The sequence below is a fragment of the Aeromonas sp. DSM 116730 genome (genome assembly GCF_046581335.1).
Lineage (GTDB): Bacteria > Pseudomonadota > Gammaproteobacteria > Enterobacterales > Aeromonadaceae > Aeromonas > Aeromonas rivipollensis.
In genome coordinates, this window is the sequence record NZ_CP144265.1 from 1,227,918 (window position 1) to 1,244,699 (window position 16,782).

A 16,782-nucleotide genomic window follows, 5' to 3' on the forward strand; every position below is an offset into this window, starting at 1 on the left:
CGAGAGAGTCAGGCCTGTACGCCGCCGCGCTTGGGCAGCAGCAGGTTCATGATGATGGCGGTCAGGCCGCCGGTGGCGACGCCGTAGGAGAGCACGCTTCGGGCCAGCTCCGGCAGGTGCTGCAGCACCTCGGGCACCTGGGCGACCCCCAGCCCCATGGCGAGCGACACCGCCAGTATCATCAGGGCGCGGCGGTCCAGCTCCTCGCGGGAGATGATGCGCACCCCGGCGGCGGCTATGGTGCCGAACATGACGATGGTGGCGCCACCCAGCACGGGTTCGGGGATCTGCTGCACCAGGCTTGCGACCGCCGGGAAGAGGCCGAGCAGGGCCAGCATGGCGGCGATGAAGAGGCCGACGTGGCGGCTGGCGACCCCGGTCAGCTGGATGACGCCATTGTTCTGGGCGAAGGTGGACATGGGGAAGGTGGAGAAGAGAGCCGCCAGCATGGAGTTGGCGCCATCGGCCAGCACGCCCCCCTTGATTCGCGCCATGTAGACGGGTCCGTCCAGCGGCTCGCCCGAGATGTCCGAGGTGGCTGTCATGTCGCCTATGGCCTCCAGCGCCGTCACCACGAAGATGATGGCGAGCGGCACAAACAGCTGCCAGTCAAAGCCGATGCCGTAGTGAAGCGGAATGGGCACCATCACCAGGGGGCCCTCGAAGGTGGGAGGGCTGACCTTGCCCAGCAGCAGGGCGACGGCATAGCCCGCCAGCATGGCGATCATGATGGCGGAGAGGCGCAGCCAGGGGTTGCGGCTGCGCTGCAGCAGTACGATGAGGCCGAGCACCAGCAGGGAGAGGAAGAGGTTGGTGTGGCTGGCGAAGCTGCCGTCAGAGAGGGCCGCATAACCGCCCCCCATGCTGATGAGGCCCACCTTGATCAGGGTCAGGCCGATGAGCAGCACCACTATGCCGGTCACCAGGGGGGTGATGATGCGCTTGACCAGATGGAGGAAGCGGCTCATCACCACTATGGTGAGGGCTGCCGCCAGCATGGTGCCAAACAGGGTGCCCAGCAGATCCTCGGTGGGCATGGCGGCCTGCTTGAGGGCGAGGCCGGAGGCGATGATGGGGCCGAGGAAGTTGAAGCTGGTGCCCTGCACCGAGAGCAGGCCGGAGCCGAGGGGGCCGAAGCGGCGGGTCTGGATGAAGGAGGCGATGCCGGACATGACCAGGGACATGGAGACTATGTAGCGGGTGTCGGCGGCCGGGAGGCCCAGGGCATTGGCGATGATGAGGGGCGGGGTAATGATGGCGACAAACATGGCGAGCATGTGCTGAAGGGCGGCGAACAGGGTCTGGGGCAGGGGTGGGACTTCGTCAATGCCGTAGATGAGTTCGCTGTGGGCTCGCCTGGGGGGGTGGGTCTCTGGGGTCGCGCGCACGGCGGCAGCCTGTTCCATAAATACCTCTAAGTGTGGGGAGGGGGAGAAAATTGGGCGCTATTCTAGTGGCTGAGTCTGGGCTGACCAGCGCTAATTGGAGCAATAAAGGGTTTATTTTTTGATGGGTTGAAACGTTTGCGCGCGGCGATTATGATCCGCCGGTTTGTGTGAGGCAGTTCTCGTTATAAATAGGGGACATGCTGATGCATCCAGGGAGGGACGGTGTAGAATGAGCCCTCAGTTGTAAAATGGAGGCTCTGGATGCTGAAGCTGTCGGAGTTCTGGAGTGCCCGTGCCCACTCCGAAGATTTCACCCTGACCCGCATGGGCTTTATGACGGTGCGTCTGCGCCTGCTCACCTGCCTGCTGATGGTGGGACTGCCCGCCTGGGCGCTGGTGGATTGGCTGACCCTGCCCGCCACCCAGTTCGACGAACTGTTTCAGGTCAGGATCTTCTGCCTGCTGGCCCTCTCTCCCCTGATCCCTCTTTCGTATCTCATCCACTTCAAGCGCGAGCGCATGAGGCTGGCGCTGGGCTACCTGATGGCGGTGATGATGCTGTTCTCCCTCATCTGTCTGCACAGCTTCGGGACGGATCAGGAGCTGCAGGCGGGCTACATGGCCTTCCCCTATCTGCTCATCAGCCTGTTTGCCATCTTCCCCATACCGCTCTCTCTCAGCCTGCAACTGGCGGGGGGCATTCTGATCACCATGCTGGCGGGCAACTGGCTGCTGGTGGGCCAGCCGCTGCTGAGCGTGCAGACCCTCAACCAGGTCTGGCTGCTGGGGCTCTTCACGGTGGCGAGTGCCTGGGTGCAGTGCGGCCAGCTCAACATGCTGCTGCAGCTCTATCGGGAGTCCACCACGGACGAGCTGACCGGCATGATGAACCGCCGCCTGCTGATGAAGCAGCTCGAGAAGGCCAGGGTCACCATGATCCGCAAGCAGGCATCCTTTGCCGTGCTGCTGCTGGATCTGGACAGATTCAAGCGCATCAATGACAGCTTCGGCCATCTGGCGGGGGACGCCGTGCTCAAAGAGGTGGCGGCGACTCTGGCGGAGCAGCTGGAGCCTGGCATGGTGCTCGGTCGCTACGGTGGCGAGGAGTTTGCCATACTGCTGCCCAACTGCGCCGATCTGGCCCAGGCGAAACGGGTCGCCGAGCGACTGCGGGTAGCGGTGGAGGCGCGGCTGGTGAAGAGCCCGACGTCGGATGAGCTGCTGGAGGTGACTGTGAGCATAGGCCTGACCCTGTCCCTGCGCGGGGAGAGCGTCGAGGAGCTGCTCAACCGGGCGGACGAGTGCCTCTACATGGCCAAGATGGCGGGGCGCAACTGCGTGGTGGGCGAGCTGGCGAAGACGCCGGGCAAGCCCGGGCCCACAAAGACGGATGCCGCCTGAGGGCGGCATCTTGTCTGGAGGGCTATATCAGTTCAGCCGGTACTTGCCTGACAACTGCTGGGCCAGCAGCTTGAACATGTTGAACACCGCCATTGTCTTGCCGGTCGGGGTGCCATCCTCGGCCAGGAAGAACTCCCCCTTGAACACCAGGATCTCCCCCTTCTGCTCCACCGAATCGGCACGCATGCCGTGGATGAAGTCTTCGTGGCTCTTGATGATGCCGTTGGCCATCTCCAGCAGAGCCGTCTCGGTGATCAGCTCTTTTTGTGGTTGCATGTGCGTCTCCTTAAACGACTACTGGCAGGGCGTGGTGTGCCCCGCCGCTGATTGAAGAGGCGGTTAGCATACTGCAAGGGGGGATTTTCTGTCATTGATATGACCCCGCTTTTTGCCCGGCTGCGGGCAGCCGTCACCCCATCACCAGATTCTTGAGCCAGTGACGCTGGCGGATCCTGCGCTGCACCAGCAGCACCTTGCACAGCTCCTCCAGCAGCACCACGGCCACCACCCAGGAGAGGGGCCAGCCCAGCAGGCTGACTGCCACCCAGGCGAGCGGCAGGCCTATGCACCACATGGCGACTATGTCGATGAAGATGCTGTAGTTCACGTCCCCCCCCGAGCGCAGCACCCCGACTATGCCCACCATGTTGAACACCTTGAGCAACATGCCGAGGCACATGATGGCAAGCACCTGGCCCGCTTCTCCCATCAGTTCGCCCGGCAGGTTGCCGACCCACTGCAGCAGGTTGGTCTGCAGCAGCCAGACGGCTATCCCCACCAGCAGGGCGCCTATGGGGGCGAGCAGCAGGAACAGCTGGGAGTGCTGCCAGGCCGCCTCGTACTCCTCGGCCCCGAGCCGGTGGCCGAGCAGGGTGGAGCAGGCCACCGCCAGCCCGAAGAAGAGGGAGATGAGGATGCTCTCCAGGGTGCCAAGCGTGGTCATGATGGCCAGGGAATCCGTGCCGAGGTGGGCATAGAGGAAGCCGTAGAGCAGCATGCCGAAGGCCCAGAGCCCGTCATGGAACAAGAGCGGCAGGGCGATCAGGGTGAAGCGCACCACCTCCTTGCGCTTGAAGGCCGCCAGCCAGTCCGCCAGGCGCGGCACCAGACGTGGCTCCTGGCGCCACACATAGGCAAGCAGCAGCGCCGTCTGCAGCAGCCGTGAAATCGTGGTGCCCCAGGCCGATCCCGCGACCCCCATGGCCTCGAAGCCGAAGTTGCCGAAGATGAGGGCGTAGTTGAGGATGACGTTTGCGATGATGGCAATGATGCCGATCCGGGTCGGCGCCGCCGCGTTGCCCACGGAGCGCAGGGCCGCCTCCAGGGGCACGACTATGGCGGTGCAGAGGATGGTGGCACCTGTGATCATCAAAAACTCGTCGGCCAGCAGGCGCAGCTCGGGATCCTGGCTGGCAAAGCCGAGCACGCTGCCCGGCGAGAGCACATAGATGAGGGCAAACGGCAGGCTCACCAGCAGGGCACCCACCAGGGCCAGCGCCAGGGAGCGGCGCACCCCGGCCAGCTCGCCCCGGCCATAGTATTGCGCCGCCAACACCGAGACCCCGCCAGAGAGCCCCGCTATCACCAGCAGATTGAAGAAGAAGACCCGGTTACCCAAGCCGACCGCCGCCACAGCCGTGGTGCCAAGCTGGCTCACCATCATGATGTCGATGAGACCGAGCAGGGAGAACATCATGGATTGCAGCGACACCGGCAGGGCCAGTCGCCACAGTCGGGTCATGAACTCACGATCGGTGGTTTGTTTTAAAATCGCTTGCCAATAATTCATTTATGTTAACCGGGTATGTGAAAAGCAAGGTTTGTCATGGGTATGATAGGGGCTGATACGAGAGGCTTCACTGTGAGCAGCTCTCTGCTTTCTTGTTCAAAACTATCATGTTGAGGCGTTATGACATTTGTCAACGAGTGTCTTGAGATAGCTCCCGGCTGCGAGGAGCGGATGCTGGGGCGCGAAGGCTTGCCCCTGCTGGGAGAGGCGGGCATCTTCCTGACCGGCCTCTCCCGCTTGCGGGATCACTACCTCATTCGCCGCAACAGACCCGAGTTCCACATCCTGATGGTGAGCCACGACGAGGGAGGGGCCCTGCTGACGGATCAGGGGGAGCAGCCCATCCCCGCGGGCTCGCTCATCTTCCTGCCGGCGGCCGTGCCGGGGGGGATCAGGCTCATCGGCGAGCGCTGGCAGATCAGCTGGATTTTGCTCGATGATGTGCCGCGCTGGCGCCACCTGCACCGGCTCGGCCACCGCATCTGGCAGGGGGAGGAGGGGGAGCAGCTCTACCATCTGCTCAGCCTGATGCAGGGGGAAGGAGTGCGATCTCCCTTGCAGCCCCAGTTGCTCAGTCTGTTGCTGGCCCTGCTGGACAGAACCCTGCAGGGGGAGGTGCGTGGCACCCCTGAGCTCAGGCTGCAGGCGCTGTTTCGCCGGGTGGAGGCGCGCCTTGATGAGCCCTGGAGCGTGGCCCTGCTCGCCAGCCAGATGGCCTGCTCTGTGCCCCATCTGCATCGGCTCTGCCAGCAGGTGTTCGGCATGGGGCCCATGGCCTGGCTGACTGGGCTTCGAATGAACAAGGCGCGCCAGTTGCTGCTCTATACCAACTGGCCTCTCGGCGAGCTGGCGGCCCGGGTCGGATACAGTGACGGCGCCAACTTTGCGAACCGTTTTCGCCGCCTCACTGGTCAGACCCCCGGCGCCTTTCGTCGCCTGGGTCGCAAACCTGTTGCCACTGATGTGCAAACCCTTTGAAATTGTTGGCCCAAGCCCATAGGATCGGCGGGCCACACAGTCAAGGTACAGATCCATGTTTGAAGATAATAATCAGAAACGTCCCCTCTACATTCCCTACGCCGGCCCGGCCCTGCTGGAGACCCCGCTGCTCAACAAGGGCAGTGCCTTCACCAGCGAGGAGCGCAGCAGCTTCAATCTGGAAGGCCTGCTGCCCCAGAACATAGAGACCATAGAAGAGCAGGTGGAACGCGCCTATCGCCAGTTCATGGCGTTTGGCAACGACATGGACAAGCACATCTATCTGCGCAACATCCAGGACACCAACGAAACCCTGTTCTATCGCCTGCTGACCAACCACCTGACCGAGATGCTGCCGGTCATCTACACCCCGACCGTGGGCAAGGCGTGCGAGGAGTTCTCCAACATCTACCGCCGTGCCCGTGGCCTCTTCATCTCCTATCCGGACAAGGACAGGATCGATGACATGCTGCAAAACGCCACCAAGCAGAACGTCAAGGTGATAGTGGTCACCGACGGCGAGCGGATCCTGGGACTGGGGGATCAGGGCATAGGCGGCATGGGCATTCCCATCGGCAAGCTCTCCCTCTACACCGCCTGCGGCGGCATCTCCCCCGCCTACTGCCTGCCGGTGGTACTGGACGTGGGCACCAACAACCAGCAACTGCTCAACGATCCCTTCTACATGGGCTGGCGCCATCCGCGCATCTCCGGGGAGGAGTACGACGAGTTCGTCGATGCCTTCATCCAGGCGGTCAAGCGCCGCTGGCCCGAGATCCTGTTGCAGTTCGAAGACTTCGCCCAGGGCAATGCCACCCCGCTGCTCAACCGCTACAAGGACGAGCTGTGCTGCTTCAACGATGACATCCAGGGCACGGCCGCCGTTACGCTCGGCAGCCTGATTGCTGCCTGCAAGGCCTCGGGAGCCAAGCTCTCCGAGAAGCGGGTCGCCTTCCTCGGCGCGGGCAGCGCCGGTTGCGGCATCGCCGAGCAGATAGTGGCGCAGATGAAGGCCGAAGGACTGAATGATGCCGAAGCTCGCGGCCGGGTCTTCATGGTGGACAGGTTCGGCCTCATCACCGACAAGATCCCCAACCAGCTCGACTTCCAGCGCAAGCTCTCCCAGCCGCTGGAGCGGATCAAGGAGTGGCCGGTGGGGGACAACATCTCCCTGCTGGAGGTGATGGAGCACGGTCGTCCGGACATCCTGATCGGGGTCTCGGGCCAGCCTGGCCTCTTCACCGAAGAGGTGGTCAAGACAATGCACAAGCACTGCAGCCGCCCCATCATATTCCCGCTCTCCAACCCCACCTCCCGGGTGGAGGCGACACCGGCGGATCTCATCCGCTGGACCGACGGCCAGGTGCTGGTGGCCACCGGCAGCCCGTTCGCACCGGTGGAGTACAAGGGCAAGCGCTACGTCATCGCCCAGTGCAACAACTCCTTCATCTTCCCGGGCATAGGCCTTGGTGTCATCGCTTCGGGCGCCACCCGGGTGACCGACGCCATGCTGATGTCCGCCAGCCGGGCGCTGGCGGAGTGCTCCCCCCTGGTGAAGGGAGAGGAGGGCTCCTTACTGCCGGATCTGGCGGATATCCATCGGGTGTCCCGCTACATCGCCAAGATGGTGGCCAAGACCGCCATGCTGCAGGGCAAGGCGGTACAGACCCCCGATGATGTGATAGACCAGGCCATAGAGGCGAACTTCTGGCGGCCGGAATACCGCCGCTATCGTCGTACTTCGTTCTGAGCGAAGAGGCCGCAAAAGCAGAAGGGATGCGCAAGCATCCCTTTTTTTGTGCACGGCAGAGGCGGATGAGGGGTTATTGTGCCGGTTGCTCGGCAGCGGGTTCGGCCACGGGCTCGGTGGCCGCTGGTGCGGCGGCCTGCACGCCGGTCACCCGGATCTCGACCCGGCGATCCGGGGCCAGGCAGTCGATGAGGGCGGCTCTCGCCTTGACGTCATCGCACTGGGTGCCGGTGACCGGATTGCTCTCGCCATTGCCCTGGATGCTCACCTTGTCGGCGGGCAGGCCCTTGCCGATCAGGAAGTTGGCGACCGTGCTGGCGCGGGCCTCGGACAGCGTCAGGTTGTTGGCATCCGAGCCGATGCGGTCGGTATAGCCCATCACCAGGGCGTTGCCATCCTTGGGCTTGACGTCGACTATCTGCTGGTAGAGGTCGTCCAGGGCGGCCATGCCTTCCGGCTTGAGCTCGGCCTTGCCAAAGGCAAACAGCACATCAGAGCTCAGGTTGAAGGTCTGATCCACCGGCTCGGGCGGCGGCGGGGTCACCACCAGGGGGGCGGCCACCGGCACTGCGGCCACGGTGCGGTTGGGGTGCAGCACCAGCTCTATGGTGGCGGTGCTGATGTCGCTGACCCAGCGCTGGGTGCCGCTGCCCAGTTTGTCGTTGTCAGGATCGTCCCCGACCCGCACCAGATAGCGGTAGCGCGCCTGGATGTCGACCCAGTCGGTGAGCCTGGCGGTCAGCCCCAGACCTGCCAGCGGGGCCAGGTTGTCATCGCCGCCGTTGACGGAGTCGACGTGGTAGAGATAGCCGCCACCTTCGGCGAACACCGAGAAGATGTCGCCAAGGGGCAGTCTGCCTATCACCGACAGGGTGGCACCCTGACTGTTGAAGTCGTTGCCGGCGATGTCCCAGTCACCGGTCGACAGATAGCCGAGTTCGGCGCCCAGGTTCTCGGTGAAGTTGTAGCCGACAAAGGCGTCGATGGCGGTGGCGTCCTTGTCGACATCCTGACTGAAATCATTGATGTCGTGGGCAATGGCCCAGCCTCCCCCAGCCCCTATATACCAGTCGTGAACAGGCGCCGCCTGGGCGCCACTCGCCGCCAATGCCAATGCAATCCACACGGGTTTCAATCTTATGTTCATCGCGTATCCTCGTCGATGTTGGGTGTTATAGGGCTCCCAGCCCTTTGCTATGTATAGCCACCATTATGTATAGGCGATATGAGAGGTTTAACCACTTAAGTGGCGCATCTATATGGAGAATTTGTGAGGAAGCAGGCAAGAGTGGCGCCTTGGACGCCGCCCTGGGCTGGCGGGGAGGACAACAAAAAAAGGGGCCGTACGGCCCCTTTTTTTTCAGGTGCGGATTGACCGCATGCAGCTGAACTTACTGTTTGACTTCCTGCACGCCGGTGACGCGCACTTCGACGCGACGATCCGGCGCCAGGCAGGCGATCAGCTCGTTCTTGCCCTTGACGCCGTCACACTGGGTGCCGGTGACCGGATTGGCTTCGCCATGGCCTTCGATGGCGACCTTGCCAGCCGGCAGACCCTTGCCGACCAGGAAGTCGGCCACGGTGCGGGCACGGGCTTCGGACAGCTTCTGGTTGTAGGCGTCAGAACCGATGCGGTCGGTATAACCTACCACCACGGCGCTGCCATCTTTCGGCTGAACGTCAACAATCTGCTGATACAGGGTGTTGAGGGCGGCAGTACCTTCCGGCTTCAGGGTGGATTTGCCGAAGGCAAACAGCACGTCAGAGCTCAGGGAGAAGTTCTTGTCGACCATGACAGGCTCGGGCTCGGCGACCACGGGGGCGACCACAGGTGCCACATAGGAGGTGCGGTTCGGGTGCATCACCAGTTCCAGGGTCGCGACGCTCATGTCGGTTTTCCAGGTCTTCTGCTCGTCACCCAGATCCCAGATGTAGCGGTAGCGGGCCTGCAGATCGATGAGGTCGGAGACCTTGGCGGTCAGACCCAGACCGGCCAGGGGCGAGGTGCCGTTGTCGCTCTCGCCATTGCCGTTGACATGGTTGAAGTAGGCACCGCCTTCGGCGAACACGGAGAAGATGTCACCCAGCGGCAGACGGGCAAGACCGGACAGGGTCGCGCCTTGGGTCTTGAAGTCGACGCCATCGACGCCACCCTTGCCGGCGTAGAGGTAGCCGAGCTCGGCCGCGTAGTAATCATTGAAGTTGTAACCGCCGAACAGGGAGATCGCGGTGGCGTCCTTGTCAGCATCCAGACCGAAGGAGTCCAGGTCATGGCCATAAGCCCAACCTGCACCCATACCTGTGTACCAGTCATCGGCCGCTTGGGCGGTGGAGGTTCCCATGGCTGCAATAGCCAGAGCAATCAGGGTTGGAGCCATTTTCATTTTCATCATTTTATCCTCGTTGAGTTGCCGTGCTATGGGCGTACTGCGCACTCTTTGTTATACCGATCGCAGATGACACTTCATGTTGTCATGTTGCGATTCCGTGACCTGGTCACGGACGGCTTGAATAAAAAATGGATGGTAACCTGGATTCTCATGAAGCTGTTTCTCCATGGACAACTAACCGGGCAATGGGCACTTTTAATAGTTCATCCAATGTCTTACAAGCGCAGCTACTGTATTCTTTTGAATCGGCTTGATCAAGTTTCTGCACAGATATGCAGCTACTATGGTGGCGCGACGGGGGCGGGGCCTGAGCAGAGAGGGGGGGCAGGTACAGCGTGATGAGACAGAGGGTGACGTTTGAGGCGACAGACATGCAAAAGGGGATGCCGTGGCATCCCCTTTTTGCGTTATCTGAGTGAATCAGATTACTGCTGAACTTCCTGTACGCCGGATACGCGCACTTCTACGCGACGGTCCGGGGCCAGGCAGGAGATCAGCTGAGCCTTGGCGGTTACGCCGTTGCACTTGGTGCCGGTAACCGGGTTGGCTTCGCCACGACCTTCGATGGCAACCTTGCTGGCAGCCATACCCTTGCTGACCAGGAAGTTGGCAACGGTGCGGGCACGGGCTTCAGACAGCTTCTGGTTGTAAGCGTCGGAACCGATACGGTCGGTGTAACCAACAACAACGGCGTTACCGTCTTTCGGCTGGAACTCAACGATCTGCTGGTACAGGGCGTTCAGAGCTTCCACGCCTTCGGCCTTCAGGCTGTCTTTGCCAAAGGCAAACAGCACGTCGGAGTTCAGGGCGAAGTTCTTCTCAACGATCTGCGGAGCAGGAGCCGGAGCTTCTTCAACAACAGGAGCCGGAGCCGGTGCTACGTAGGAAGTACGGAACGGGTGGTAAACGGCTTCCAGGGTCGCAACGCTCTGGTTGGACTTGTAGCGTACGTTGTCGGCGTGCAGGTCAGCCACGTCCCACATGTAGCGGTAACGAGCTTGCAGATCCAGCGCGTCGTTGACCTTGTAGGTCACACCGGCACCGGCCAGCGGGGATACCTTGGTATCGCTGGTGCCCATACCGTCGGTGTGGCCCCAGTAGGCGCCAGCTTCACCGAACAGGGAGAAGTCGTTGCCCAGCGGCAGACGAGCGATACCGGACAGGGTGGCACCCTGGCTCTCGTAACGGTTGCCATCGGTGTTACCACGGCCGGTGTACTGGTAGCCCAGCTCGGAACCGAAGTACTCGTTGAAGTTGTAACCGACGAAGGCATTGGCAGCAGCCGCGTCTTCTTCACCAGCGTTCACGCCTTCGATCTTGTTCAGACCGTTGAAGTGAGTTGCACCGACACCGGCACCGAAGTAGATATCATCAGCGGCGTGTGCAGCAGTTGCACCCATGGCAGCCATGGCGATGGCGATCAGGGAAGGAGCCATTTTCATCATAAAATTAATCCTCGTTGAGATGGCACGTTGTTCACGTGCTTCGCACTTTGTAATTTATGTAAGCTGCTGGCTCTGCCGGGCAACAAGGGTTGCGCCGAGCAGGGATCCTAGATCCATCCAGGAGGCACGTTATCTGGGTGCACAAGTGAGCGAGTTGCACTATCGAGAGCGCATACTTCGCCACGAACAGCCGATGTCATTCCGATGACGTGGCGCACTTTATGCTCATTTCAAAACATGATCAAGCTCACAGATAATCTGTGGGGCAGATTGTGTCGTATGGATAACTGGCTGTTTATCTGGATTTATTAGTGATCCAAGTAGGCGCGATGCAGCTTTCGCTCAAGCTTCATATAGGCCTCAACCCAAGCGTGCTGCGGGGTCGCGATGGCGTCCCTGGCCGCAAAAACCGCGAGATAGTCGGCCTCGGTTGCTTCGCACAGCAAGGGTGTGAAGCCGAGTAAAAAATGACGGGCGAGATAGGGGTCCAGGGGCCAGATATTGAGGATGGCCCTGGCCACCGGCTGAATCGCGGCTGAACAGATGAAATGTTGATGGCCGGCTTCCAGCCACTGGGCCATCTCCTGCAGGCCCTGCTCGGGCACCAGTCCACCATCCCCTTTCTCCGTCGCCAGCGTCATGTGGTTACCGTTGCCAAGTAACAGGCGGCCATCTTGCTGCAGGACGCCGTCGTGGCTGCGCAGGGGCAGCGGGGTAGCTTGCTCGAGATAGAGGCTGCACTTGTCCGGGAGGGAAGCCAGTACGGATGCGGCCTCGCTCTGCATGGCGGCGGGCAGCCAGAGTGCCTCGGCCCGGGTTTGCTGACTCTGACGGAGCTGACGGGGGAGGGAATCCGGGTCTGAATCCGGGTGAAGTCGGGAGATGATGCCGGGAAAGGCCATGCTGAATACTCTTTAAGGGATAACCGGCGAATTATACGAGTTATGGCCGTGGCAACAATAAAGGTTTCTCTTCGAGACTGTTTACCTGAAGCGACTCTGCGATTACCATCCCCGAGGTTTGTTAGGGTTGTCGTCGAAAGACGCTTATTAAAGATAGAGGCTCGACCATAACGAGTCCGTTCAAAACTGATACACTTGACTACGAGTCGTCGCGAAAAATAAAGGTGGAGTGAATCCGCCGAACGGAGTATGGAACACATGAATTCAAATATCGTAACTGTTGGCAAGAAGATCCGTCAGATCCGCGAAGCGGTTGGCCTGAGCCGTCCCAAGTTTGCCGATCTGCTGGGCGTCCCCCCGACTACCCTGAAGAACTATGAACTGGGTTACCGTGAAGTTGGAGGCGCCTTCCTGGTCGCCCTGGCTCATCACCCGGAACTGCACAAGTTCACCCTCTGGCTGCTGGCCGACAAGAAAGTCGCCGAAATCGGTCAGATCGGTCCGGACGATATTGCCAAGGCTTGATTGCCTGAGCCTTGATAAAAATGCCGCCCGCGAGGCGGCATTTTTTATTTGTCAAAACAGGCATTTATTTAAATAAAGAGTGCGTTGTGTGCTTCATGTGGCGATTTCAACTAAATCACCTTGGCAAGCTGGATTAATCCCCGGAAAATTCCGACCCTTTAATTTCAGGCCCCTGATCCACAGAGCGAGACACGCATGAGCAATACCCTTCCCAAAGCCAGAGATGGCTTTACCAGCACCTTCGGCGTGCTTGCCGCGACCCTGGGCTCGGCGGTAGGCCTTGGCAACATCTGGAAATTTCCCTATCTGACCGGGGAAAACGGGGGCGCCGGTTTTCTGCTGGTCTATGTCATCGCCACCCTGCTGGTGGGGCTACCGGTGATGATCTCGGAGATCATGCTGGGGCGTCAGGCAAAATCCGATGCAGTGAGCGGGCTCATCAAGCTGGCACCCAAGGGGCAACCCTGGTGGCTGATCGCGGCCATGGGGGTGACGGCGGCCTTCCTCATCATGTCGTTTTACTCCGAAGTGGCAGCCTGGGTGTTTGCCTACATCTTCAAGGCGGCCAGCGGCGAGATCCTCTCGACCGATCCCGCCGTCACGGGGGCGGCCTTCAATTCGCTCATCACGGATCCCTTGCAGAGCCTGCTCTGGCAGTGGCTGGTGCTGGCACTGATGGGGGGCATATTGCTGATGGGGGTGTCGAAGGGGATAGAGGCCGTCACCAAGCGGCTGATGCCGGTGCTCTTCATCCTGCTGCTGGTGATCGGGGTGCGCAGTCTGACCCTGCCCGGGGCGAGCGAGGGGCTGCATTTCCTGTTCTCCCCTGATTTTTCCAAGGTCACCGCCGGCGTGGTGCTGACGGCCATGGGGCTGGCCTTCTTCAAGCTCTCCATCGGCATGGGCTGCATGATGACCTATGGCAGCTACTTTCGGGACGATCAGCACATACCGCTCACCACGGTCCGGGTGATGTGCGCCGACCTCTTCGTCTCCATGCTGGCGGGGATCGCCATCTTCCCGGCGGTGTTTGCCTTCGGTTTCGAGCCGACCGCCGGCCCCTCCCTGCTGTTCATCACCATTCCGGCGGTGTTTGCCAGCATACCGTTCGGCCACCTCTTCATGGTGCTCTTCTTCGTGCTCTCCGCCATAGCGGCAACGGGGGCCATGCTCTCCATTCTGGAAGTGCCGGTCTCGGTGCTCTCCGAGCGTTTCCACATGAGCCGAAGAAGGGCGACCCTGATCAACCTGTTGGTGCTGGGGGCGGTCGGATCGACCTGTGCACTCTCCAACAGCACGTTGGCGGATGTGCAGATAGCGGGCAAGACCTTCTTCGATCTGTTCGACTTCGTCTCTTCCAATGTGTTGATGCCCCTTGGCGGTATCTTCCTCTGCCTCTTCGTGGGCTGGGTCTGGGGCTTCGAGCGGATGAAGACGGCGCTGACCAATGGGGGCGAGCTGGAGCTGGCCATCCTCAAGCCCCTGTTCTTCATCATCCGCTACGTGTCGCCGCCGCTCATCCTGATCGTCATGCTCAAGGGACTGGGGCTGTTCTGACCCCGCGGTCCGGACAGAAAAAGAGCGCCTGATGGCGCTCTTTTTCATTGGCGTGTCCCGATGGCGCCCTCAGATCACACCGAGTCGGGAGAGCTCCTCCTTGAGCTGATCCAGGTTGCGCTCGACGCAAGCCTCCCCCTCGTTGATGGCATCGCTGGCGCGGTGGAAGTCCATGATGGAGAGGCTGCCAAGGCGCGGACAGAGCTGGATCTCGGGGGGATCCCCGGCCATGCGGGCACGGGTGATACGCTCCTGCATGATGTTGATGGAGCCCGTCATCACCCCCCACATGCCGGGTGTGCTGGGTTCTCCCCGACCCAGCCACTGGCTGAAGAGGCCTCCCGGGGCGGGTTCGTCCGGCTCGTCTGTCCAGGGCTGATGCAGGTCTGTGTTGAGGTTGACGGCGATCACCACCTCGGCCCCCATGGCCCGGGCCAGGGAGATGGGGACAGGGTTGACCACGGCGCCATCCACCAGCCAGCGATCATCAACCCGGGTCGGGGTCAGAATGCCGGGCATGCCGCAGGAGGCGCGCACGCACTGGCGCAGGGGCCCCTCTTGCAGCCAGATCTCGCGGCCGGTATCGAGCTCGGTGGCGACGCAGGCGAAGGGCAGCGGCAGGCTCTCGATGGCGGGATCCCCCAGGTGGTTGGCGGCGATGCCAAACACCTTGTCACCGCGGAACAGGCCGCCGGAGAGGGCGGGGTCGAGCAACCCCATCACCTGCAAGCGGCTGAAGCCGCGCACCCAGGACTCCAGTTTGTCCAGCTCGCCGGCGGCATAGGCGGCACCGACGAAACTGCCGATGGAGCAGCCGGCCACCAGATCCGGTTTGACACCGAGGCGCTCCAGCGCCCGTATGATGCCGATGTGCGCCCATCCACGGGCGGCGCCGCTGCCAAGGGCCAGGCCCAGGCGGGGTTTTCGTGCCACTGTGCGTCTCCTGTTGTGAGTTGGGGTTCCAGCTTACTCCTGCTTCTCCTGTGCGTCACCCTGCCAGCCTTCGCTGCGATTGCGGCCATTGGCCTTGGCCTGATAGAGGGCAATATCGGCACGGCGAATGACTTCCTGCAGGCGAACGTCGGGGCCCTGGCGGCAATGGCCCAGACTGACGGTCACTCTCAGTTCGGGGGCTATCTCGGTCCAGTCGTGTTCCGCAATGCGCAGCCGCAGCTGTTCGGCAAGCTGAGCCAGCGGGAGATCCTTGTCTGTGACCAGCAGCAGAAATTCCTCGCCGCCCCAGCGGATCAGGGTGCAGCCCCGGGCCTGCAGAGGCTGGCAGAGCTGAACCAGACGGATCAGCACCTGATCCCCCACCCCGTGACCGAAGCGATCGTTGACCAGCTTGAAGTGATCACAGTCGAACATGATGGCGCCTATGTGGCGGCTGCCTGCCAGTATGTGGCGGCGCTCGAAGGCATCGAAGTGGTGGCGGTTGAAGGCGCCGGTCAGCGCGTCATGGCTGGAGAGGTAGTTCAACCGACGATTGAGACGGCGGGATCGCAGGCTGGAGAAGATGGCCACCACCAGACAGAGCAGGGTGAGGAGCGCCGTCGCCGATTGCCACAGCAGCATCTCGAGCAGGGGCAGCAGCGCGATGCGGTGGATCAGGATGAGCGGCGTGTCCGGGACGGGATGGACGAGCTGGAAGGCGCCCTGCTGCCAGTGATAATCCGCCCGTGATGCCTCCTGTTTCAGGGGCGGCGCCGTGCCGGATTGGCTGCTGGCCAGGATCTGCCGGTGCTGATTGACCAGAAACAGGGTGCCGCTCTGGGGGGAGAGTCGGCGCAGGGTCTGCTCCAGGGTGGCTATCTCTATGTCGATGCTGAGCAGGCCTATGATCTGCCCGACCTGGGTGATGGGCTGGGACAGGGTGATCATCTGCCCTTTGCCGGCAAAATCCTGATAGGGCCGCGACAACGTGGCGTGCTCAGCGGGCGGGTGGCGGGTCAGTGCCTCCTGCCAGTAAGACTTGTGGTAGATGCCGGGGTCGAAACGAAATTGGTTGGAGGGCACCCAGGGGTAGAGATAGATGAAGTTGTCGGTGCTGGTGAAATAGATCCAGGCCACGGCCTTGTCCAGCAGCTTGCTGGCGGTCGCGAGCAGGGGAGAGAGGCTGAGCGCCAGGTGTAGTCGGGCCTCCCGTTCGCTGCCCGGGGCGGGCAAGGGGCCCAGCCCGGTCAGGTTGCCGATGAGGGCGGGGGGCAGATCGACGGGGATGCGATCCAGGCTGAGGTTGCCGCTCGAATCGGCTTGTAGCGCCGGATAAAGCTGGCGAGAGAGGGCCGACTGGGGGTTGCTGCGCAGCCGCTCTTCGGCCTGGCCGCGCATGGCCTCGAGAAAGGCCTCCATCCTCTGGTGCTGGCTGCTGAGCTGGGCCGCGGCATTGATGACGTCACGCCTGTTCAGCTCGGTGATCTGGCGCAAGGCGTGCTGCAGGGCGAGCAGCAGCAACAGCATGCTCAGTCCCAGCAGCAGCCACTGCAACCGATATTTGGCAAAGGCATGGGGCAATGTGGGCATGGGGCACCGGGAAGATGACGGGAGCGGCACATCAGTGTAAGGCAGAAAAAAAGCGCAGTCTCAACTGGATGTGATTTTGATGATCTATCCCCCGGGCTGTTACGTTTTGTCACATTTATACATAGTCACGGCAT

The 16,782-nt window shown here is 61.7% G+C and carries 14 protein-coding genes; 5 read left to right on the forward strand and 9 right to left on the reverse strand.

The window, feature by feature from the left end:
• Positions 1–8 precede the first annotated feature (8 nt).
• Positions 9–1,406 (reverse strand): nucleobase:cation symporter-2 family protein, encoded by a 1,398-nt coding sequence (locus tag Aeroheme_RS05815; protein WP_290027631.1) that lies wholly within the window; start codon positions 1,404–1,406, stop codon positions 9–11.
• A 243-nt stretch (positions 1,407–1,649) separates the two neighbouring features.
• Between Aeroheme_RS05815 and Aeroheme_RS05820 the strand changes: the two genes are divergently transcribed.
• Positions 1,650–2,789, forward strand: a complete 1,140-nt coding sequence (locus Aeroheme_RS05820; protein ID WP_111909983.1) for a sensor domain-containing diguanylate cyclase — start codon at positions 1,650–1,652, stop codon at positions 2,787–2,789.
• 27 nt (positions 2,790–2,816) lie between these two features.
• Here the strand turns inward: Aeroheme_RS05820 and Aeroheme_RS05825 are convergent, their stop codons facing one another.
• Both Aeroheme_RS05825 and Aeroheme_RS05830 read right to left on the reverse strand, forming a co-directional pair.
• Positions 2,817–3,065: a DUF2498 family protein gene (locus Aeroheme_RS05825; protein ID WP_025327828.1), complete on the reverse strand. Its 249-nt coding sequence runs from the start codon at positions 3,063–3,065 to the stop codon at positions 2,817–2,819.
• 133 nt (positions 3,066–3,198) lie between these two features.
• Complete coding sequence (locus tag Aeroheme_RS05830; protein ID WP_411166855.1) at positions 3,199–4,578, reverse strand: MATE family efflux transporter; 1,380 nt, start codon at positions 4,576–4,578, stop codon at positions 3,199–3,201.
• 120 nt (positions 4,579–4,698) lie between these two features.
• On the opposite strand from Aeroheme_RS05830, the gene Aeroheme_RS05835 reads away from it, so the two are divergent.
• A complete protein-coding gene (locus Aeroheme_RS05835) occupies positions 4,699–5,556 on the forward strand; it encodes a helix-turn-helix transcriptional regulator (protein ID WP_411166856.1) in 858 nt (285 codons plus the stop codon).
• Positions 5,557–5,611: 55 nt separating this feature from the next.
• Positions 5,612–7,306, forward strand: coding sequence for an NAD-dependent malic enzyme (locus Aeroheme_RS05840; protein ID WP_106886137.1), 1,695 nt, complete (start codon positions 5,612–5,614; stop codon positions 7,304–7,306).
• Positions 7,307–7,379: 73 nt separating this feature from the next.
• Here the strand turns inward: Aeroheme_RS05840 and Aeroheme_RS05845 are convergent, their stop codons facing one another.
• The 4 genes from Aeroheme_RS05845 to Aeroheme_RS05860 all read right to left on the reverse strand — a co-directional run bounded on the left by Aeroheme_RS05845 (position 7,380) and on the right by Aeroheme_RS05860 (position 12,043).
• On the reverse strand, positions 7,380–8,453 hold the full coding sequence (locus tag Aeroheme_RS05845; RefSeq protein WP_411166857.1) for an OmpA family protein: 1,074 nt from the start codon (positions 8,451–8,453) through the stop codon (positions 7,380–7,382).
• 244 nt (positions 8,454–8,697) lie between these two features.
• Positions 8,698–9,696 carry a porin OmpA gene (gene ompA / locus Aeroheme_RS05850; RefSeq protein ID WP_106886139.1) on the reverse strand — a complete coding sequence of 333 codons (999 nt, stop codon included), beginning with the start codon at positions 9,694–9,696 and terminating at the stop codon, positions 8,698–8,700.
• Positions 9,697–10,121: 425 nt separating this feature from the next.
• A complete protein-coding gene (gene ompA / locus Aeroheme_RS05855) occupies positions 10,122–11,141 on the reverse strand; it encodes a porin OmpA (protein WP_025327822.1) in 1,020 nt (339 codons plus the stop codon).
• A 308-nt stretch (positions 11,142–11,449) separates the two neighbouring features.
• Positions 11,450–12,043: a hypothetical protein gene (locus Aeroheme_RS05860; protein ID WP_139744056.1), complete on the reverse strand. Its 594-nt coding sequence runs from the start codon at positions 12,041–12,043 to the stop codon at positions 11,450–11,452.
• 258 nt (positions 12,044–12,301) lie between these two features.
• On the opposite strand from Aeroheme_RS05860, the gene Aeroheme_RS05865 reads away from it, so the two are divergent.
• Entirely contained in the window at positions 12,302–12,568 is a 267-nt protein-coding gene (locus tag Aeroheme_RS05865; protein ID WP_005298604.1) for a helix-turn-helix domain-containing protein, read from the forward strand.
• A gap of 195 nt (positions 12,569–12,763) precedes the next feature.
• Positions 12,764–14,125: a sodium-dependent transporter gene (locus tag Aeroheme_RS05870; protein WP_163153459.1), complete on the forward strand. Its 1,362-nt coding sequence runs from the start codon at positions 12,764–12,766 to the stop codon at positions 14,123–14,125.
• 69 nt (positions 14,126–14,194) lie between these two features.
• Here Aeroheme_RS05870 and Aeroheme_RS05875 read toward each other — a convergent pair whose 3' ends face one another.
• Together Aeroheme_RS05875 and Aeroheme_RS05880 are read right to left on the reverse strand one after the other, a co-directional pair.
• Positions 14,195–15,058 (reverse strand): patatin-like phospholipase family protein, encoded by an 864-nt coding sequence (locus Aeroheme_RS05875; protein WP_262111006.1) that lies wholly within the window; start codon positions 15,056–15,058, stop codon positions 14,195–14,197.
• 33 nt (positions 15,059–15,091) lie between these two features.
• A complete protein-coding gene (locus tag Aeroheme_RS05880) occupies positions 15,092–16,648 on the reverse strand; it encodes a diguanylate cyclase (RefSeq protein ID WP_411166858.1) in 1,557 nt (518 codons plus the stop codon).
• Positions 16,649–16,782: the final 134 nt, after the last annotated feature.